The sequence below is a fragment of the Algiphilus sp. genome (genome assembly GCF_023145115.1).
In the GTDB taxonomy this organism is placed as follows: Bacteria; Pseudomonadota; Gammaproteobacteria; order Nevskiales; family Nevskiaceae; genus Algiphilus.
Genome location: NZ_JAGLEJ010000011.1, coordinates 25,976 through 46,513 on the forward strand (window position 1 = coordinate 25,976; position 20,538 = coordinate 46,513).

The 20,538-nt window shown below is 68.9% G+C and carries 17 protein-coding genes and 2 tRNA genes; 17 read left to right on the plus strand and 2 right to left on the minus strand.

Annotation, left to right across the window (positions count from 1 at the left end):
- Positions 1–5: 5 nt before the first annotated feature.
- Together recN and KAH28_RS03650 are read right to left on the minus strand one after the other, a co-directional pair.
- Positions 6–1,685, minus strand: a complete 1,680-nt coding sequence (recN, locus tag KAH28_RS03645; protein WP_290574454.1) for a DNA repair protein RecN — start codon at positions 1,683–1,685, stop codon at positions 6–8.
- A gap of 10 nt (positions 1,686–1,695) precedes the next feature.
- Positions 1,696–2,565 carry an NAD(+) kinase gene (locus KAH28_RS03650; RefSeq protein WP_290574455.1) on the minus strand — a complete coding sequence of 290 codons (870 nt, stop codon included), beginning with the start codon at positions 2,563–2,565 and terminating at the stop codon, positions 1,696–1,698.
- Between the two features lie 94 nt (positions 2,566–2,659).
- Between KAH28_RS03650 and hrcA the strand changes: the two genes are divergently transcribed.
- The 17 genes from hrcA to KAH28_RS03735 all read left to right on the plus strand — a co-directional run bounded on the left by hrcA (position 2,660) and on the right by KAH28_RS03735 (position 20,538).
- On the plus strand, positions 2,660–3,697 hold the full coding sequence (gene hrcA, locus KAH28_RS03655) for a heat-inducible transcriptional repressor HrcA (RefSeq protein ID WP_290574456.1): 1,038 nt from the start codon (positions 2,660–2,662) through the stop codon (positions 3,695–3,697).
- A gap of 73 nt (positions 3,698–3,770) precedes the next feature.
- Complete coding sequence (gene grpE / locus KAH28_RS03660; protein WP_290574457.1) at positions 3,771–4,394, plus strand: nucleotide exchange factor GrpE; 624 nt, start codon at positions 3,771–3,773, stop codon at positions 4,392–4,394.
- Positions 4,395–4,498: 104 nt separating this feature from the next.
- Positions 4,499–6,430: a molecular chaperone DnaK gene (gene dnaK, locus KAH28_RS03665; RefSeq protein ID WP_290574458.1), complete on the plus strand. Its 1,932-nt coding sequence runs from the start codon at positions 4,499–4,501 to the stop codon at positions 6,428–6,430.
- A 114-nt stretch (positions 6,431–6,544) separates the two neighbouring features.
- Positions 6,545–7,669 carry a molecular chaperone DnaJ gene (gene dnaJ, locus KAH28_RS03670; protein WP_290574459.1) on the plus strand — a complete coding sequence of 375 codons (1,125 nt, stop codon included), beginning with the start codon at positions 6,545–6,547 and terminating at the stop codon, positions 7,667–7,669.
- Between the two features lie 117 nt (positions 7,670–7,786).
- Positions 7,787–8,581, plus strand: coding sequence for a 4-hydroxy-tetrahydrodipicolinate reductase (dapB, locus tag KAH28_RS03675; protein WP_290574460.1), 795 nt, complete (start codon positions 7,787–7,789; stop codon positions 8,579–8,581).
- Positions 8,581–9,108 carry a GNAT family N-acetyltransferase gene (locus KAH28_RS03680; RefSeq protein ID WP_290574461.1) on the plus strand — a complete coding sequence of 176 codons (528 nt, stop codon included), beginning with the start codon at positions 8,581–8,583 and terminating at the stop codon, positions 9,106–9,108. Before dapB ends, KAH28_RS03680 begins: the two co-directional genes overlap by 1 nt.
- 85 nt (positions 9,109–9,193) lie before the next feature.
- Positions 9,194–10,342, plus strand: coding sequence for a glutamine-hydrolyzing carbamoyl-phosphate synthase small subunit (carA, locus tag KAH28_RS03685; protein WP_290574462.1), 1,149 nt, complete (start codon positions 9,194–9,196; stop codon positions 10,340–10,342).
- Between the two features lies 1 nt (position 10,343).
- On the plus strand, positions 10,344–13,580 hold the full coding sequence (carB, locus tag KAH28_RS03690; protein ID WP_290574463.1) for a carbamoyl-phosphate synthase large subunit: 3,237 nt from the start codon (positions 10,344–10,346) through the stop codon (positions 13,578–13,580).
- Positions 13,577–14,050 carry a transcription elongation factor GreA gene (greA, locus tag KAH28_RS03695; protein ID WP_290574464.1) on the plus strand — a complete coding sequence of 158 codons (474 nt, stop codon included), beginning with the start codon at positions 13,577–13,579 and terminating at the stop codon, positions 14,048–14,050. Before carB ends, greA begins: the two co-directional genes overlap by 4 nt.
- A gap of 153 nt (positions 14,051–14,203) precedes the next feature.
- Complete coding sequence (locus KAH28_RS03700; RefSeq protein WP_290574465.1) at positions 14,204–14,833, plus strand: RlmE family RNA methyltransferase; 630 nt, start codon at positions 14,204–14,206, stop codon at positions 14,831–14,833.
- A 46-nt stretch (positions 14,834–14,879) separates the two neighbouring features.
- Complete coding sequence (gene ftsH, locus KAH28_RS03705; RefSeq protein WP_290574466.1) at positions 14,880–16,808, plus strand: ATP-dependent zinc metalloprotease FtsH; 1,929 nt, start codon at positions 14,880–14,882, stop codon at positions 16,806–16,808.
- A 61-nt stretch (positions 16,809–16,869) separates the two neighbouring features.
- Positions 16,870–17,712, plus strand: a complete 843-nt coding sequence (gene folP / locus KAH28_RS03710; protein WP_290574467.1) for a dihydropteroate synthase — start codon at positions 16,870–16,872, stop codon at positions 17,710–17,712.
- On the plus strand, positions 17,709–19,061 hold the full coding sequence (glmM, locus tag KAH28_RS03715; RefSeq protein ID WP_290574468.1) for a phosphoglucosamine mutase: 1,353 nt from the start codon (positions 17,709–17,711) through the stop codon (positions 19,059–19,061). The genes folP and glmM overlap by 4 nt, the downstream gene beginning before the upstream one ends.
- Before the next feature lie 31 nt (positions 19,062–19,092).
- Positions 19,093–19,857, plus strand: a complete 765-nt coding sequence (gene tpiA, locus KAH28_RS03720) for a triose-phosphate isomerase (RefSeq protein WP_290574469.1) — start codon at positions 19,093–19,095, stop codon at positions 19,855–19,857.
- A 27-nt stretch (positions 19,858–19,884) separates the two neighbouring features.
- On the plus strand, positions 19,885–20,256 hold the full coding sequence (gene secG / locus KAH28_RS03725; RefSeq protein WP_290574470.1) for a preprotein translocase subunit SecG: 372 nt from the start codon (positions 19,885–19,887) through the stop codon (positions 20,254–20,256).
- Positions 20,257–20,298: 42 nt separating this feature from the next.
- A tRNA-Leu gene (locus KAH28_RS03730) sits at positions 20,299–20,383 on the plus strand.
- Positions 20,384–20,464: 81 nt separating this feature from the next.
- A tRNA-Met gene (locus KAH28_RS03735) sits at positions 20,465–20,538 on the plus strand.

The window sequence follows — 20,538 nt, forward strand, 5'->3', positions numbered from 1 at the left end:
CGCCTTCAGGCCGGGTTGGCGTCCAGCATCTGGCCGGCCAGCTCGAGGGTCTTGTCGGTGATGTCCACGCCGCCGAGCATGCGGGCGAGCTCCTCGCGTCGCTGATCCCGGCTCAGCGCCGCGGCTTCGACGCGCGTGGCGCCGTCGGCCGCGCGCTTGCGGATGGTGACCTGATGATGCCCCTGTGCCGCGACCTGCGGCAGGTGCGTCACGCAGAGCACCTGGCAGCGCGCGGCGAGGGCGCGCAGCATGCGCCCGACCACTTCGGCGGTGGCGCCGCCGACGCCCACATCGACCTCGTCGAAGATCATCACGCCCACGTTCGCGCGCGCGGAGAGCGCGGTCTGGAGGGCCAGGCTGATGCGCGAGAGCTCGCCGCCCGAGGCCACCCGTGTCAGCGCCCGCGGCGTCTGGCCGGGGTTCGCGCTGAACAGCAGTTCCACCTCGTCATCACCGTGCGGTGAGGGCTTGCGGCCGACATCGGTGCGGACCGCGACCTCGAGGCGCGCATCCGGCATGGACAGCTCGGCGAGCTTCTCGCGCACCGCCTCGCCGAGCTGCGACGCCGCGCGGGCCCGCTGCTGGCTCAGCGGCACCGCCGCCGCCCGGTAACGCTCCTCGGCCGCGTCGACCTGGCGTTCGAGCTGGGCAATGTCCCCGCTCGCGGCTTCTGCGGCCGCCAACTGGGCCCGCAGGCGCTCGGCCAGTGCCGGCAGTTCCTCGGCGCGCACGCGATGCTTGCGCGCGAGGTCGTGGATCGTGGAGAGCTGTTCCTCGACCTGCCGGAGGCGTTCCGGGTCGACCTCGATGCGGTCGAGCGCGTGGCGCAGGCTGTTGGCCGCTTCGTCGACCGCGATGAAGGCCTGATCGACCAGGCCGGCCGCTTCCTCGAAGTCGTCGGTGCGCTCGCGCAGCTCGTCGAGCAGGGCATGGATCGTCGACAGCCGGCCGCGGACCGAGTCGTCGTCCTCGGAAAGACCGCCGAGGGCGCGGCCGCCGTTGCCGAGCAGGGCGTCGGCGTGGGCCAGACGCTGATGCTCCGCCTCCAGCTCCGCGAGTCCCTCCTCGGTGAGCTGCAGCGCGTCCAGCTCGGACAGCTGGTGGCGCAGGTACTCGATCTGCTGCGGATCGCCACCCTGGCTGGACTGGGCCGTCTCGAGCTGCCGTCGGGCCTCGGCCAGCCCGCGGGCGGCGTCTGCGACGGTGCGGAGCGCGTCGCCATGGCCGCCGAAATCGTCCAGCAGGCGGCGCTGGTGTTCCGGGCGCCGCAGCAGTTGATGAGCGTGCTGGCCGTGGATCTCGACCAGCAGCTCGCCGAGTTCGCGGAGCGTCGCGATCGGCGTGGCGCGGCCGTTGACGAAGGCCCGCGAGCGACCGTCGGCACCCACCACGCGGCGCAGCGTGATGGCGGTGTCGTCGTCGGCGTCGGCCAGGGCCTGTTCGTGCAGCCACTGCGCCGGGGCGGACTCCGGGTCCACCTGCCACTGGCCGGTGATCTCGGCCTGCGCGGCGCCCTCGCGTACCGAGGCCGAATCGGCGCGGTCGCCCAGCAGCATGCCGATGGCGTCGATGAGGATGGATTTGCCGGCACCGGTCTCGCCGGTGAGCACGGTCAGGCCGGCGTCGAGCTCGAGCGTGACGGCATCGACGATGGCGAAATCGCGGATGTCCAGGTGGACGAGCATGCGGGCAGCCTCAGACGCGGTCGCGCCCCCAGTGGAGCTTGGTGCGCAGCACCTCGAAATAATTATAGGACGGCGGGTGGACGAGCCGGAGCGGCTTCTCGGCGCGCGTGATGCAGAGGGTGTCCTCGGCCTCGAGCGCGTCGTTCTGCTGGCCGTCGGCGGTGCACACCGCGCGCACGCGCGGACCGTCCTTGAGCCGCACGCGGATCTCGCGGTCCGCCGAGACCACCACCGGGCGGTCGGACAGGGCATGCGGGCAGATCGGCACCAGCGCCACGGCATTGACGCCGGGATGGATGATGGGGCCGCCGCCGGACAGCGCATAGGCGGTCGACCCGGTGGGTGTGGCGATGATGATGCCGTCGGCCCGATGCGTGCTGATGAAGCCGTCGTCGAGCGCGGTCTCGAACTCGATCATGCGGATCGCGGCCTGGTTGCGGATGACCAGGTCGTTGACCGCCACCATGCGCTTGACGGTGGCGTCCTCGCGCTCGACGCGGGCCGACAGCATGATGCGCTGCTCCTCGTGGAAGCTTCCTGCCAGCACCTCCGCCACCGAGGCGATCATCTCGTCCGGGGCGACATCCACCATGAACCCGAGCCGCCCCTGGTTGATGCCCAGGATCGGCACCCCGGCGGGAGCCAGCGCGCGACCGGCGTGCAGCAGCGTGCCGTCGCCGCCGATGACGATGACCAGCGAGCAGGCGCGCAGCTGCTCGGCCGTGCAGGCCTGCAGGCGCTCGGGCATGAGGGCGGCGCAGCCGGCATCGGTATGGACGGTGACGTCCTGCGCGCGCAGGTACGCGAGCAGTGCGGCCAACGTGTCGCTGATGGCGTCGTCGCGCTTGGCCACGACGCCGATGGTGGGGAAGCGCTGCATGGGCATTCCGGTGGCACGGCTTGCGCAAGGGTAGCGGTTTGACGCTCATGCCGCGCGCTTGACGCTTCCGGCGGCCGGACCTAGCGTTGCATGTATGCCGCAACTCGACGATCGCGCTGCCTGGCTTCTGAAACTGCTCATCGAGCGCTATATCCGGGACGGACAACCGGTGGCGTCGCGGCAGCTGTCGCGCGAAGTCGACAACCGGCTGTCGCCGGCCACCATCCGCAACGTGATGGCGGACCTCGACGACATGGGCTTCGTCTGCTCCCCGCACACGTCGGCGGGGCGCATTCCGACGCACCGTGGCTACCGCGTCTTCGTCGATTCGCTGCTCGAGCCCGAGCGCATGCCGGCGGGCGTGCAGCGTCGGCTCATGCAGGAAATCCTGGGCAGCCCGCAGGCCGGCTCGGGCGAGATGCTCCAGGCCACGTCCAGCGTGCTGTCGTCGGTCTCGACCATGGCCGGTGTCGTCACCGTGCCGCGGCGCAACCGCGCCGTGCTGCGGCGCATCGAGTTCCTGCCGCTGTCCGGGTGCCGGGCGCTGGCGATCCTGGTCGTCAACCAGCACGAGGTGCAGAACCGCGTGCTGCAGACCGATCGCCCGTACAGCGCGGACGAGCTCGAGACCTTCGCCAACGCCATCAATGCGCACTACGCCGGGCGCGATCTGCTCTCGCTGCGCGAGGCGCTGCGCCAGGACCTGGGCGAGACCAAGCGCGACGTCGACCGCTCGCTGCAGGCGGCGCTGCAGCTGCTCGATTCCGCAACGCCGGACAGCGAGACCGACGGCGACATGATGGTGGCCGGCGGTGCCAATCTGTTCGCCTTCGAGGAGCTGGCGCAGATCGACCGGCTGCGCGGACTGTTCGATGCGCTCGATCGCAAGCGCGACCTGCTGGCGGTCTTCGACCAGTGCCTGAGCGGCCGCGGCGTGCAGCTCTTCATCGGGGAGGAGTCGGGCTACCGCGTGCTCGACGAATGCAGCGTGGTCACGGCGCCGTACACGCTGGAGGGGCACGTCGCCGGCATCATCGGCGTCATCGGGCCGACGCGCATGGCCTATGGCCGGATCATCCCGCTGGTCCGCGACACCGCAAAAATTCTCAGTGAAGGCTTGAAAGCCTCCTGATCGCCCTCATCTGCGAGCGGGGAGCGCGGTGGTTCACCGCGCCGGCAATTCATCCATCGCACGAGCAGGGGATATGGCGGACAACGACAACGCCCGGAAGGATCAGGGGCCCGAGACGGCGCCCGAAACCGATGCCGAGGCCCGCGAGGCCCGGGATTCGGGCGCGGCGGAAAGCGCCGAGGGCGCCGCCGGCGCCCCGGAGGCTGCCGACGGTGACGACGCGCTCGCCCGTGCCGAGGCACTCGCGCAGGAATACCGCGACCAGCTGCTGCGCACGCGCGCCGAGGCCGAGAACCAGCGCAAGCGCATGGAACGCGAGAACACCAATGCGGTGAAGTACGCGGCCGAGAAGGTCTTCCGCGATCTGCTGGCGGTGGCCGACAGTCTCGATCTGGGGCTCAAGGCCGCGCGCGATGCCGATGCCGCATCGGCCGTGGTTGAGGGCATCGAGCTCACCCAGAAGCAGCTCCAGGACACGCTGGCCCGCCACGGCGTCAGCGTCCTCGATCCCGCGGGCAGCACCTTCGACCCCGAGTATCACGAGGCGGTCTCCATGGTGCCCAGCCCCGATGTCGCACCGAACCACGTGCTCGAGGTCGTGCAGCGCGGCTACTGCCTGCACGAGCGGGTGCTGCGGCCGGCGCGCGTGGTGGTGGCGTCGGCGCCACCGGGGCAGGCGGGCGACGAAGCGGGCTGATCCGGGCCCATCGGGGTTGAATGCCGCACGCACGCCCCAATCTCGTCTGACATCGGCCGGTTTCACCGGCACCGGAACACCATTCATCTTCAGGAGCAGCAACCATGTCACGGACCATCGGGATCGACCTCGGGACGACCAACTCGTGCGTCGCCGTCTTCGAGGGCAACAACGCCAAGGTCATCGAGAACGCGGAAGGCGAGCGCACGACGCCGTCCGTGGTCGCCTACACGGATGACGGCCAGATCCTGGTCGGCCGCCCCGCCAAGCGTCAGGCCATCACCAACCCGGCCAACACGCTGTACGCCATCAAGCGCCTGATCGGGCGCGGCTATGACGATCCGGTCACCAAGAAGGACATCGACATGGTGCCCTACCAGATCGTCAAGGCCGACAACGGCGACGCCTGGGTGCAGGTCAAGGACCAGAAGCTGGCGCCGCCGCAGGTCTCCGCGGAGGTGCTCAAGAAGATGAAGAAGACCGCCGAGGACTATCTCGGCGAGAAGGTCACCGAGGCCGTCATCACGGTTCCGGCCTACTTCAACGACTCGCAGCGCCAGGCCACCAAGGATGCGGGCAAGATCGCCGGCCTCGAGGTCAAGCGCATCATCAACGAGCCGACCGCGGCAGCGCTGGCCTACGGGCTCGACAAGCAGGGTGGCGACAAGAAGGTCGCGGTCTATGACCTCGGCGGTGGCACCTTCGACATCTCCATCATCGAGATCGCGGATGTCGACGGTGACAAGCAGTTCGAGGTGCACGCCACCAACGGCGATACCTTCCTCGGCGGCGAGGACTTCGACAACCGCGTCATCGACTGGATCGCCGACGAGTTCAACAAGGAGCAGGGCATCGACCTGCGCAAGGACCCGCTCGCCAAGCAGCGCCTCAAGGAGGCCGCCGAGAAGGCCAAGATCGAGCTGTCGTCCACCACGCAGACCGAGATCAACCTGCCCTACGTCACCGCCGACCAGTCGGGGCCGAAGCATCTCAACCTCAAGCTCACCCGGGCCAAGCTCGAGGCGCTGGTCGAGGATCTGGTGGCGCGCGCCATCGAGCCGTGCAAGACCGCGCTCAAGGATGCCGGCATGAAGGCGTCGGACATCGACGAGGTGATCCTGGTCGGCGGCCAGACGCGCATGCCGAAGGTGCAGGAGGCGGTCAAGGAGTTCTTCGGCCGCGAGCCGCGTCGCGACGTCAACCCGGACGAGGCCGTCGCCGTGGGCGCTGCGCTGCAGGGCTCCGTGCTGTCGGGTGATCGCAGCGACGTGCTGCTGCTCGACGTCACGCCGCTGTCGCTGGGCATCGAGACCCTGGGCGGTCGCATGACCAAGCTCATCGAGAAGAACACCACCATTCCGACCCGGAAGCAGGAAACCTTCTCGACCGCCGACGACAACCAGACCGCGGTGACCATCCAGGTCTACCAGGGCGAGCGCGAGCAGGCATCCGCGAACAAGCTGCTCGGCCGCTTCGATCTCGCCGACATTCCGCCGGCGCCGCGCGGCATGCCGCAGATCGAGGTCACCTTCGACATCGACGCCAACGGCATCCTCAATGTCTCGGCCAAGGACAAGGCCACCGGCAAGGAACAGTCCATCGAGATCAAGGCCAGCTCGGGTCTCTCCGAGGACGAGGTCGAGCAGATGGTCAAGGACGCCGAGGCGCACGCCGAGGAGGACAAGAAGTTCGCCGACCTGGTCAACGCCCGCAATCAGGGCGACGCCATGATCCACGGCGTCGAGAAGTCGCTCAGCGATCTCGGCGACGAGGTCGAGGCGGGCGAGAAGGAGGACATCGAGTCCAAGATCTCGGCGCTGCGCGAGGCGCTCAAGGGTGATGACAAGGACGCCATCGAGAGCGCCACCCAGGCACTCGCCGAGGCTTCCGCCAAGCTCGCCGAGCGCGCCTACGCCAAGAGCGCGGGCGATGCCGAGGGTGGTGCCGAGAGCGGCCAGGCTGAGAGCGGCAAGTCCGACGACGACGTGGTCGATGCCGAGTTCACCGAGGTCAAGGACGACGAGTCCAAGAAGTAAGGCGATGGGTCCCGGCCGCGCACCGCGCGGCCGGGAACGCCCGCCGCAGAAACGCCACGCCCGCTCGCCGGGCGTTTCGCGTTTGAGCGGCGGGCTCAGCAAGCAGGGAGCAGCATGAGCCAGCGCGACTACTACGAGGTGCTCGGCGTCGCCAGGGACGCCTCGGACGACGACATCAAGAAGGCCTACCGGCGTCTCGCCATGAAGTACCACCCGGACCGCAATCCGGGCGACGAGAGTGCCGCGGACCAGTTCAAGGAGGCCGGCGAGGCCTACGAGGTGCTGTCCGATCCGCAGAAGCGTGAGGTCTACGACCGCTACGGCAAGGACGGGCTGCGCGGCGGCGCCGGCGGGGGCTCGGGCGATTTCGGCGGCGGCTTCTCCGACATCTTCGGCGACATGTTCTCCGACATCTTCGGCGGCGGCGGTCGTGGCGGTCCGCGTCGCGGTGCGGACCTGCGCTACGACATGGAGATCTCGCTGGAGGAAGCCTTCACCGGCACCCAGCGCACCATCACCATCCCCAGGTTCGACAGCTGCACCAGCTGCAAGGGCACCGGCAACGCCAAGGGCAGCAAGCCGCCGAGCTGTCCGACCTGCCACGGTCGCGGGCAGGTGCGCATCCAGCAGGGCTTCTTCACGCTCGCGCAGACCTGTCCGCACTGCCGCGGACGCGGCACCGTGGTCACCGACCCGTGCGGCGACTGCAGCGGGCAGGGCCAGATCCGGAACGAGCAGACGCTGCAGGTCAAGGTGCCGGCGGGCGTCGACATGGGCGACCGCATCCGGCGCAGCGGCGACGGCGAGCCCGGCGATGCCGGCGCGCCGCCCGGGGACCTGTACATCCAGATCAACGTCAAGCCGCACCCGTTCTTCGAGCGCGAGGGCAGCGATCTGTTCTGCACGGTGCCCATCAGCGTGGTCAGCGCGGCGCTCGGCGGCGAGCTCGACGTCCCGACGCTGGACGGCAAGGCCTCGCTCAAGATCCCCGAGGCCACCCAGACCAACAAGACCTTCCGCCTGCGCGGCAAGGGCATGCCCAGCCTGCGCGGCGGCGGCAGCGGCGACCTGCTGGTCACCGTGGTGGTCGAGACGCCGGTCAAGCTGACGCGCAAGCAGAAGGATCTGCTCCGTCAGTTCGGCGAGTCGCTGGAGAACTCCAACGAGCGCCACAACCCCGAGTCCAGCTCCTGGCTCGACAAGGCGCGCCGCTTCATCGAGGACGCCATCGGCAGCTGATCGGGTCCGGACCGGGCCGCGCGCGATGCCGCACGAGCGGAAGGGCGCGGGGCTATACACTGCATGGACGGCGTTCCGCCATCCATCCGACGTGACAACCGGGCCGGGGGTGCCCGTATGAGCGAACCATTCCGAGTCTGCGTCGCCGGTGCCGGTGGCCGCATGGGGCAGGCCCTGGCTGCAGCCATCGATGGCCATCCCGAACTGGTGCTGGCTGCTGCGCTCGACCAGCCCGGTGCCGCCGGCGTCGGCAAGCCCGTTCTGCCCGGCAGCCGCGTGCGGGTCGGCGATGACCCCGAGGCGGCCATGGCCGGTGCCGATGTCGCCATCGACTTCACGCGACCGGCCGGAACCATGGCGCTGCTCGCCGTCTGCCGGCGGCTGGGACGTGGCATGGTCATCGGCACCACCGGTTTCAATGCCGGCCAGCTTGCCGATATCGACCACGCCAGTGCGGACGTGCCCATCGTCATGGCCGCCAACTTCAGCCTCGGCGTGAATCTGCTGCGCGCGCTCGTGACGCGCGCCACCGCGGCGCTGGGCGAGGGGTTCGACATCGAGATCGTCGAGGCCCACCATCGCCACAAGGTGGATGCCCCCAGCGGTACCGCGCTGGCGCTCGGCGAAGCCGCAGCCGAGGGACGGGGCGTGACGCTCGGCGACGTCGCCGTGCGGTCGCGCGACGGTCATACCGGTGAACGCCCGGACGGCGCCATCGGCTTTGCCACGGTGCGCGGCGGTGACGTGGTCGGCGACCACCAGGTGCTCTTCCTCGGCGACGGCGAGCGCATCGAGCTCGGTCACCGAGCCTCGAGCCGCGCGACCTTCGCCAACGGCGCCCTGCGCGCGGCCGGCTGGCTGCGCGAGCGGAGCCCCGGGCGCTACGACATGTTCGACGTCCTCGGACTCTGATGCCCGGAGCAGTCGCGCGCATCCGGTCTGCCGCGCCGGCCGACATCGACGATCTGCTGGGGCTGATACGGGCGCTCGCGGTCTACGAGCGGCTCGAACACGAGCTCGACCTGGAGCCGACGCGCATGGTGGACGCCATGTTCGGGCGCCGCCCCTTCGTCGAGGGGCTGGTGGCGGTCGTCGATGACGATGATGCCCCGAACGCCGGAAAGACAGTGGGTTGCGCGCTGTGTTTCAAGTCGTTCTCCACGTTCCTGACGCGGCCCGGCCTGTACCTGGAGGACCTCTTCGTGCTGCCCGACTACCGGGGGCGGGGCATCGGCCTCGCGCTGTTGCGCGCGGTCTGTGCGCAGGCTGCCGCGCGCGGTTACGGCCGCGTGGAGTGGTCGGTACTCGACTGGAATGCCCCGGCGATCGCGTTCTATCGGCGCCTGGGAGCAGTCCATCATCCGGAATGGCAGCGTTTCCGTCTGGAGGGCGCATCTTTGGAACAGGTCGCTGCGCAAATGGACGCGCCGGGCGGCTAGGCGCTAGAATCCGCGCCCGGTTCGACCTCCGGTGCGCACGCCAGCCCGCGGTCGAGACGTCCACCACCCGAACCGGAATATCCGCATGCGCCCGTTACCGCCTGCCACCCTTGCTCTGGCCGATGGCACCCTCTTCCACGGATTCGCCATCGGAGCGGAAGGGGTCACGGATGGCGAGGTGGTGTTCAACACCGCCATGAGCGGATACCAGGAAATCCTCACCGATCCGTCCTACCGCAGGCAGATCGTGACGCTGACCTGCCCGCACATCGGCAATGTCGGCGCCAACGACGAGGACACCGAGTCCGGACGCGTGCAGCTCGCCGGACTGGTCCTGCGCGAGATCCCGCGCCCGGCCAGCAGTTATCGCGCAGAGAAGGCCTTCGACGCCTATCTTCGCGACGAGGGTGTCATCGCCATCGCCGGCATCGATACCCGCCGCCTGACCAATCACCTGCGCACGCACGGTGCCCAGGCCGGGAGCATCGCCGCCGGGGCTGCGGGCGGCGCCGAGCGCGCGCTCGAGGCGGCGCGCGCCTTCGGTGGCCTGCAGGGCGCCGACCTGGCGCGCGAAGCGACCACCGACGCGCCGTATGAGTGGCAGTTCGGCACCTGGTCCTTCACGCACAACGCCAGTCAGCGTCGCGAGGGTGGAAAACGCCACGTCGTGGTCTGCGACTACGGCGTCAAGCGCAACATCCTGCGTCTGCTGGTCGACCGCGACTGCCGCGTGACGGTGGTGCCCGCGACCACCACCGCAGCGGACATCCTGGCCATGCGGCCGGATGGCGTGCTGCTCTCCAACGGCCCCGGTGATCCCGAGCCCTGCGACTACGCGATCGCGACTGCTCGTGCGCTGATCGCTGCACGGATGCCGCTGTTCGGCATCTGCCTCGGTCATCAGATCCTCGGCCTGGCAGCCGGCGCGCGTACCCTGAAGATGAAGTTCGGCCATCACGGCGCCAACCATCCGGTGCAGGACCTGCGCTCCGGCAAGGTGATGATCACCAGCCAGAACCACGGCTTCGCCATCGACGAGGACAGCCTGCCGGGCGGCGTGACGGTCACGCACCGCTCGCTGTTCGACGGCACCAACCAGGGTCTGGCGCTCGACGACGCGCCGGCCTTCAGTTTCCAGGGGCACCCGGAAGCTTCGCCGGGCCCGCACGACGTGGCACCGCTGTTCGACGACTTCGTCGCGATGATGGACCAGCACGCCGCCGCCAGGACCTGACATGCCCAAGCGCAACGACATCCACAGCATCCTCATCATCGGCGCCGGGCCGATCATCATCGGCCAGGCCTGCGAGTTCGACTATTCCGGCGCCCAGGCGTGCAAGGCGCTCAAGGCCGAGGGTTTCCGGGTGATCCTGGTGAACTCGAACCCGGCCACGATCATGACCGATCCGGAGATGGCCGACGCCACCTACATCGAGCCGGTGACCTGGCAGACGGTGGCCAAGATCATCGAGGCCGAGAAGCCCGACGCGCTGCTGCCCACGATGGGCGGGCAGGTGGCGCTGAACTGTGCGCTGGACCTGTACAAGCACGGCGTGCTCGCCGAGCACGGGGTCGAGCTGATCGGCGCTTCGCGCGATGCCATCGACCTGGCCGAGGACCGCGAGAAGTTCCGCAACGCCATGACCGAGATCGGCCTCGCGTCACCGTCCTCCGGGCTGGCACACAGCTGGGAGGAGGCGCGCGAGCTGCAGCGCGCGATCGGCTTCCCGGTGATCATCCGGCCCAGCTTCACGATGGGCGGATCGGGTGGCGGCGTGGCCTACAACCCCGAGGAGTTCGAGGAAATCGTCACCCGCGGTCTGGATCTCTCGCCCACCAACGAGGTCCTCATCGAGGAGTCGCTGCTCGGCTGGAAGGAGTACGAGATGGAGGTCGTCCGCGACAAGGCGGACAACTGCATCATCATCTGCTCGATCGAGAATCTCGACCCGATGGGTGTGCACACCGGCGATTCCATCACCGTGGCGCCGGCGCAGACGCTGACCGACAAGGAATACCAGATCATGCGCGACGCCTCGCTGGCGGTGCTGCGCCGGGTCGGTGTCGAGACCGGCGGCTCCAACGTGCAGTTCGCGGTCAATCCCGAGACCGGCCGGCTGGTGGTCATCGAGATGAATCCGCGCGTGTCGCGCTCCTCGGCACTGGCCTCGAAGGCCACCGGCTTCCCGATCGCGAAGGTCGCCGCCAAGCTGGCGGTGGGCTACACGCTCGACGAACTGCGCAACGAGATCACCGGCGGCGTCACGCCGGCCTCGTTCGAGCCGAGCATCGACTACGTCGTCACCAAGATCCCGCGCTTCGCCTTCGAAAAGTTCCCGCAGGCCGACTCCCGCCTCACCACGCAGATGAAGTCGGTGGGCGAGGCCATGGCCATCGGCCGCAACTTCCAGGAATCCTTCCAGAAGGCGCTGCGCAGCCTCGAAGTGGGCTCCGAGGGCCTCGACGACCTGTTCGAGCAGCACGACGAGGAGACCCTGACGCGCATCCGCGAGGAACTGGTCACAGCGCGCGAGAAGCGCATCTGGTACGTGGGTGAGGCGCTGCGCGCGGGGCTCGGCATCGACGAGGTCTGCCGCGCCACCGGCATCGACATCTGGTTCGTGGAGCAGATCGCCGAGCTGGTCGACGAGGAGCAGGCCGTCCGCGGGACCGCGCTCGCCGACATCGACGCCGACCGCATGCGCCGGCTCAAGCGCCTCGGCTTCTCGGATGCCCGGCTGGCGAAGCTCGTCGGCACCGAGGAGGTGGCGCTGCGCGCGCATCGGCGCGCTCTGGGCGTGCGCCCGGTCTACAAGCGCGTGGATACCTGCGCCGCCGAGTTCCCGTCCGCGACGGCCTACCTCTACTCGAGCTACGACGAGGAATGCGAGGCGAGGCCCTCCGATCGCCGCAAGATCATGGTGCTGGGCGGCGGCCCCAACCGGATCGGGCAGGGCATCGAGTTCGACTACTGCTGCGTGCACGCCGCGCAGGCGCTCTCCGAGGACGGGTTCGAGACCATCATGGTCAACTGCAACCCGGAGACCGTCTCCACCGACTACGACACCTCCGACCGCCTCTACTTCGAGCCGCTGACCGCCGAGGATGTCCTCGAGATCGTCGACGTCGAGCAGCCCGAGGGCGTGATCGTGCAGTTCGGCGGCCAGACGCCGCTCAAGCTGTCGCGCGAGCTGCAGGCGGCGGGTGCGCCCATCATCGGCACGACGCCGGATTCCATCGACCTCGCCGAGGATCGCGACCGCTTCCAGCAGCTGGTCAACAAGCTCGGCCTGATGCAGCCGGCCAACGCCACCGCGACCAGCGAGGCGCAGGCACTGGAGCTCGCCCAGGTCGTGGGCTATCCGCTGGTGGTGCGGCCGTCGTACGTCCTCGGTGGCCGCGCCATGGAGATCGTCTACGACGACGCCGATCTCAAGCACTACATGAACACCGCCGTGCTGGTGTCGAACAAGTCGCCGGTGCTGCTCGACCACTTCCTGGTCAACGCCATCGAGATCGACGTCGATGCGCTCTCCGACGGCGAGGAGGTCGTCATCGGCGGCGTCATGGAGCACATCGAGCAGGCCGGCGTGCATTCCGGCGATTCGGCGTGCTCGCTGCCGCCGTATTCCCTCGATGAAACAGTGTTCGACCGCATCCGCGCGCAGATCGGCGAGCTGGCGCGCGCGCTGCGCGTGGTCGGGCTCATGAACGTGCAGTTCGCGCTGCAGGAGGATCGCCTCTACATCCTCGAGGTGAATCCGCGCGCCTCGCGCACCAGTCCCTTCGTGTCGAAGGCCACCGGGCGCGCGCTGGCCAAGGCCGCGGCGCGCTGCATGGCCGGGCAGCCGCTGAAGGCGCAGGGCATCCGGGGCGAGGTCCGGCCGAACTTCTACTCGGTCAAGGAATCGGTCTTCCCGTTCAACAAGTTCCCGGCGGTCGATCCGCTGCTCGGCCCGGAGATGCGCTCGACCGGCGAGGTCATGGGGGTCGGCGGGAGCTTCGGAGAGGCCTTCGCCAAGGCGCTGGCCGGGCAGGGCGCCAACCTGCCGTCCAGCGGCACGGCCTTCGTCTCCGTGCGCGATGCCGACAAGAGCGAGGCCGTCGAGCTGGGCCGGACGCTGGTGGCACGCGGCTTCCGGGTCGTCGCCACGCGCGGAACCGCCGAGGCACTGGCGGCCGCCGGCATCGCGGTCGACACGGTGAACAAGGTCAAGGAAGGCCGCCCGCACTGTGTGGACATGATCAAGAACGGCGAGATACATTTCATCGCGAACACCACCGAGGGCAAGAAGTCCATCGAGGAGTCGCGGTCCATCCGGGCGGCGGCCATCCACCACAAGGTGTGCTACTTCACGACCATCGCGGGCGCACGCGCCGCCGCGGTGGCGATGGAATATCTCAACGAACCACAGGTACGCCGGCTGCAGGATCTGCACGACCAGCTGGCGCAGAGTCAGGTCAAGGCATGAGACCACCGATTACGCAGCGCGGCGCCGATCGTCTGCGCGAGGAGCTCCGCGTCCTGAAGAGCGAGAAGCGGCCCGAAGTGATCGCCGCCATCGCCGAGGCGCGCGAGCACGGCGATCTCAAGGAGAACGCCGAGTACCACGCCGCGCGCGAGCAGCAGGGCTTCATCGAGGGCCGCATCCAGGAGCTCGAGGCGAAGCTCGGCTCCGCGCAGATCATCGACGTGACCACGCTGCCGCAGAGCGACAAGGTGGTGTTCGGCGCCACCGTCACGCTGGAGGACCCCGACAGCGGTGACAGCATGCGCTATCAGATCGTCGGCGAGGACGAGGCGGACATCAAGGCGGGGCTGCTGTCGGTGGGCTCGCCCATGGCGCGCGCCATCATCGGCAAGCACGAGGGCGATGTCGTCGAGGTGCAGGCGCCCGGCGGTGCCCGCGAGCTCGAGATCGTGACCGTCGAGTACATCTGAAGCGGGGGTTAACCACGGATTTCACAGATGGGCACAGATTGTCTGCGAGCCGTTGGGCGCGATTCGCTAGTCATTGAAGAGAAATCAGTGCCTTGCGACCTCTTCAGAGAAATCCTGTCAATCTGTGCAATCTGTGGTTCCTCCTGACCGCTAATGGCGAAACGCTCCTCCAGCTCCGGTCGCTGGCTCGACGAGCATGAATCCGACGCCTTCGTCGCCCGTGCCCGCGCCGAGGGCTATCGCTCGCGCGCGGCGTTCAAGCTCGCCGAGCTCGACGACAAGGACCGGCTGCTGGCGCCCGGGCAGTGCGTCGTCGACCTCGGCGCGGCCCCCGGTGGCTGGCTGCAGTACTGCGCGCGGAAGCTGGCCGGCAGCCGCGCGCGCATCGTCGGGATCGACATTCTCCCTATCGACCCGATAGACGGTGCGCATGTCATCACCGAGGATTTTCGCGAGCAGGCCGCGGTCGAAGCACTGGAACGGGTCTTGCAGGAACAGCCGGTAGACCTTGTTTTGTCGGATATGGCCCCCAATATCTCGGGGGTGCGGAATGCCGATCAGGCCGCCGCCATGGGGCTGCTGGAGCTGGCCGAGGACTTTGCCGCGACGCATCTGCGTGCCGGCGGGAGCTTCGTCGCGAAAGCGTTCCAGGGAGAAGGTTTCGATGCCTTCGTGGGCCGTCTGCGCGGGCGTTTCGGATCGGTGGCGCTGCGCAAGCCGAAGGCCTCGCGGTCGCGGTCACGAGAGATATACGTTGTGGCGCGCGATTGGCGAGACGAGTAGGCTTGACGGTGTCAGAAGCACGTCATTTTGATTTGAGGAAGAAGACTTGAACGACCTCGCGAGAAATCTGCTGCTGTGGGTCGTGATACTCGTCGTGATGATGAGTGTCTTCAACAGCTTTTCCGACCGGTCGCAGGCCGCTCCGCAGTTGAACTACTCGGAGTTCCTCAACCAGGTCAAGCAGAACAACGTCGAGTCCGTGACCATCGAGGGGCAGACCATCCGTGGCGACATGCGCAACGGACAGAGCTTCTCGACGACGTCGCCCGAGACCGATAACTCGGCGATGATCGGGACGCTGCTCGAGAACAACGTGCGCGTCATCGGCAAGGAGCCCGAGGGCACGCCGCTGCTGATGACCCTGCTCATCAACTCGTTCCCGATCCTGCTGCTGATCGCGGTCTGGATCTACTTCATGCGGCAGATGCAGGGCGGCGGCGGCGGTCGCGGCGCGATGAGCTTCGGCAAGTCGAAGGCGCGCATGCTGCAGGCCGACCAGGTCAAGATCACCTTCGGCGACGTTGCCGGCGTCGAGGAAGCCAAGCAGGAAGTCTCCGAGCTGGTCGATTTCCTGCGCGATCCCAGCAAGTTCCAGCGGCTCGGCGGGCAGATCCCGCGCGGCGTGCTGATGGTGGGCTCGCCCGGCACCGGCAAGACGCTGCTCGCGCGCGCCATCGCGGGCGAGGCCGGCGTGCCCTTCTTCACCATTTCCGGTTCGGACTTCGTGGAGATGTTCGTCGGCGTGGGCGCCTCGCGCGTGCGCGACATGTTCGAGCAGGCCAAGAAGCACGCGCCGTGCATCATCTTCATCGACGAGATCGATGCGGTCGGTCGCCAGCGCGGCGCCGGTCTCGGCGGCGGGCACGACGAGCGCGAGCAGACCCTGAACCAGCTGCTGGTCGAGATGGACGGTTTCGAGGGCAACGAGGGCGTCATCGTCATCGCCGCGACCAACCGGCCGGACGTGCTCGATCCGGCGCTGCTGCGCCCGGGCCGCTTCGACCGCCAGGTGGTCGTGCCGCTGCCCGATGTGCGCGGGCGCGAGCAGATTCTCAAGGTGCACATGCGCAAGGTGCCGCTGGCCGAGAACGTCAAGCCCGAGGTGCTGGCGCGCGCCACGCCCGGCTTCTCCGGTGCGGATCTGCACAATCTGGTCAACGAGGCATCCCTGTTCGCGGCCCGCGCCAACAAGCGGCTGGTGGATCAGGAGGACTTCGAGTCCGCCAAGGACAAGATCATGATGGGCGCGGAGCGCCGTTCCATGGTCATGTCCGAGGCCGAGAAGCGCCTGACGGCCTATCACGAGGCCGGTCACGCCATCGTCGGGCTCTCGGTGCCGGATCACGACCCGGTCTACAAGGTCACCATCATCCCGCGTGGTCGAGCCCTGGGCGTGACCCAGTTCCTGCCCGAGGAAGACCGCTACAGCTTCACCAAGCAGCGGCTCAACAGCCAGATCTGCTCGCTCTTCGGCGGTCGTATCGCCGAGCAGCAGATCTTCGGCGACGAGCACGTCACCACCGGAGCCTCGAACGACATCGAGCGTGCCACCGAGATCGCCCGCAACATGGTCACCAAGTGGGGGCTGTCCGAGAAGCTCGGGCCGCTGACCTACTCGGAGAACGAGGGCGAGGTCTTCCTCGGCAAGTCGGTGCAGCAGCAGAAGCATGTCTCCGACGAGACCGCGCACGCCATCGACCGCGAGATCCGCGAGATCATCGACACCAACTACGGGCGTGCCCGCAGGATCCTTGAGGACCACGCCGACAAGCTGCACACGATGGCCGAGGCGCTGCTCAAGTACGAGACCATCGACTCCGGCCAGATCGCCCGCATCATGCGCGGCGAGCCTGCCGGCGAGCCGGACAACTGGGACAACAACCAGGACAGCTCGCCGCCGAGCGGGCCGCCCAGCGCCCCCGCCACGCCGCGTCCGGATGGCGCGCCGGGCGGGGTCGTGAACCCGGCAAGCTGATGACCCGCGTCGGCGGGCGCCTCCGGGCGTCCGCCGATGGTCGTCATACCCCGTAGCGCGAATGCCCCGGAAGCTCGCGAGCCTGCTGGCCGACGGCCCGGCAGTGATGGGTATCGTCAACGTCACGCCGGATTCCTTCTCCGATGGCGGCGAGGCCGACTCCATCGAGAAGGTCGTCTCGCGGGCGCGCACCATGGTGGCCGACGGCGCCCGTATCATCGACGTCGGCGGCGAATCGACCCGTCCCGGCGCCGATCCGGTGGATGCCGACACCGAGCGCGCGCGCGTGGTGCCGGCGATCCGGGCGCTGCGAGCGGTGCTGCCGGAAACCTGGCTGTCTGTCGACACCATGAAGGCGCCGGTGATGCGGGCTGCGGCCGAGGCCGGTGCGGATATCGTCAACGATGTCTACGGTCTGCGCGGCGAGGGCGCCCTCGCTGCCGTCCGCGACAGCGGGCTGGCGGCATGCCTGATGCACATGCAGGGCGAGCCGCGCACCATGCAGGCGGCGCCGCGCTACGACGATGTGGTCGCGGAAGTGCGCGACTGGCTGCGGGAGCGGATCGAGGTCTGCATCGCGGCCGGCATCCCGGCGGAATCGATCCTGGTGGACCCCGGCATAGGCTTCGGCAAATCGCTGGCGCACAATCTCGCCCTGCTGGCCCATGTCAGCGCGCTGCGCGGCCTCGGCGCCGGGGTGCTGATCGGTGCATCCCGCAAGTCGATGTTCGGAAAGCTCCTCGGCCTGCCCGTGGACCAGCGACTCGCGCCCGGACTGGCGGTTGCCGCGATCGCGGTCTTCCAGGGAGCCGCTATCATTCGCACCCACGATGTGCGCGACACTGCGCAGGCCGTCGCCACGGCCGCCGCGCTGCGCGCGACCGGCGCCCAGGGGGAGACGTGAGCAGACGCTATTTCGGTACCGACGGCGTGCGTGCCCGGGTAGGGCAGGCACCGATGACACCGCAGTTCGTCATGCGGCTGGGTTGGGCCGCCGGCCGCGTGCTGGGCGACGGCGCCGAGGCGCCGGTGCTCATCGGCAAGGACACGCGTCGATCCGGGTACCTGTTCGAGTCGGCCCTCGAGGCCGGCTTCTCGGCGGCCGGCGCCGACGTGGCGCTGCTGGGCCCCATGCCGACGCCGGGCGTGGCCTATCTGACGCGGGCGCTGGGCGCGGCCGCCGGCGTGGTCATATCGGCCTCGCACAATCCGCACGAGGACAACGGCGTCAAGTTCTTCTCGGCGGCCGGCGACAAGCTCCCCGACGCGGTCGAGGAGGCCATCGAGGCGGCGGTCGACGGCGAGATGCAGTGCGTCGAGCCGAGCGAGGTCGGGGCCGCGCAGCGGATCAGCGACGCGCAGTCCCGCTACGCCGACTTCTGCGTCGACAGCTATCGCGGCCCCTCGCTCGCCGGCAAGCGCGTCGTGCTGGACTGCGCCAACGGCGCCGCCTATCAGGTCGCGCCGCAGGTGCTGTCCCGACTCGGGGCACGGCTGTCGACCATCGGCGTGGCACCCGACGGGTTCAACATCAATCTCGGGTGCGGATCGACCCAGCTCGACGCGCTGCGCACGCGCGTGCGCGCCGAGAAGGCCGAGCTGGGCATCGCGCTGGATGGAGACGGCGACCGGTGCCTGATGGTGGATGCCGACGGCAATACCATCGACGGCGACCAGATGCTCTATCTGCTGGCCCGCCATCGCCACGAGAAGGGCATCCTGCGCGGGCCGGTCGTCGGAACGCTGATGAGCAATCTGGCGCTGGAGCAGGCCATGGACGCGCTCGCGATTCCCTTCCGTCGCGCCAAGGTCGGTGACCGCTACGTGCTGGAGGTGCTGCAGGCGGAGGGCGGCGAGGTGGGCGGCGAGAATTCCGGCCATCTGCTCTGCCTCGATCGCAACAGCACCGGCGACGGCATCCTGTCCGCGCTGCAGGTGCTGGAGGTCCTCGGCGAACGTGGCATCGGCCTGGCCGAGGCCGCACGCGACATCCCGCTGTATCCGCAGGTCATGGTCAACGTCCGGGCCGGGCACGACGCCGCGGGCATCTGCGCGGATGCGCAGGTGCGCGATGCCGTCAGTGCCGCCGAGCAGGCCCTCGACGTGCGCGGCCGGGTGCTGCTGCGCCCGTCCGGGACCGAGCCGCTGGTTCGTGTCATGGTGGAAGCGCAGGAAGCCGAGCTGGCGCGCCGGCACGCCGACGCCGTCGCCGCCGTCGTTCGTGCGCGCGCCGACGCGACCGCACCAGCCTGACCGCAAACCCGTCCATTCAGGGAGAACCCGTATGTCACGCAAGCCCGTCGTTGCCGCCAACTGGAAGATGCACGGAGATCAGGCCGCGAGTGGCGCACTGGCACGCGAAGTCGCCGCGCAGTGCGGCGACGGGCGGGTCGAGGTCATCGTGTGCCCGCCGGCCTGCTATCTGCGCCTGGTGGCGGAAGCGCTGGCGGGCAGCGCCTGCGTGCCCGGCGGGCAGGACATTTCCGAGGTGGTGGGGAGCGGGGCACATACCGGCGACATCAGCGGCGCGATGCTGGCCGATTGCGGCGCCGGTCACGCCATCGTCGGGCACTCCGAGCGTCGCGCCACCCGCGGAGAGGACGATGCGCGCGTGGCCGCCAAGTTCATCGCCGCCCAGGAGGCGGGCCTGATACCGATCCTCTGTGTCGGCGAGACCCTCGAGGAGCGCGACGGGGAGCGGACCGAGGCCGTACTCGGCCGCCAGCTCGAAGCCGTGATCGATGCCGCGGGCATCGCGGCATTCACGAACGCGCTGATCGCGTACGAGCCGGTGTGGGCCATCGGCACCGGCCGCACCGCGAGCCCGGAACAGGCGGAGGCGGCGCACGCATTCCTGCGCGCGACGCTGCGCGGCGCCGATGCTACAATCGCGGATTCGGTGCGGATCCTGTACGGCGGAAGCGTCAAGCCGGACAACGCCGCATCGCTGTTCGCGCAGCCCGACGTCGACGGCGGCCTCATCGGCGGCGCCTCGCTGAAGGCGGCCGACTTCACCGCCATCGTGCGCGCCGCCGGCGGGCACGACTGATCACCGCAACCCGATTTCGAGTCATACATGTACACCGCACTGGTCGTTCTGCAGGTCCTGGTCTCGCTCGCTCTCATTGCCTTCGTGCTCCTGCAGCAGGGCAAGGGCGCCGATGCGGGCGCTGCGTTCGGCGCAGGTGCCTCCGGAACCGTGTTCGGGTCGCGCGGCTCGGCCAACTTCTTCTCGCGCGCCACGGCCGTCTGCGCCGCGCTCTTCATGGGCATCAGCCTGGCGCTGGCGTATCTGGTCCAGGACGCCGTGGACGCCGGTGGTGGCAGTGTCGTGGAGCAGATGGACGGGCAGCCCGCCGCCGGGGAAGCCGGCGCCGGGGAGTCACCGGCCGCCGTTCCGGCCCCCGAGGAGCAGCAGGCGCCCGAGGCGCCGGCGATTCCGGAGTAGGGCTGGCGCAAGACGACGCGCATGGCTACAATGCGCGCCCTCGCCGACGTGGTGGAATTGGTAGACACGCTATCTTGAGGGGGTAGTGGGGAAACCCGTGTGAGTTCGAGTCTCACCGTCGGCACCAGTTAGCGGGACCGCGGCAGCGTGAAACAGGCCCTCGGGCCTTCTATCGAAGCGGCAGTTTCGTTACAATGTCGGTATCCGGTGCGGGGTGGAGCAGTCAGGCAGCTCGTCGGGCTCATAACCCGAAGGTCGCAGGTTCGAATCCTGCCCCCGCTA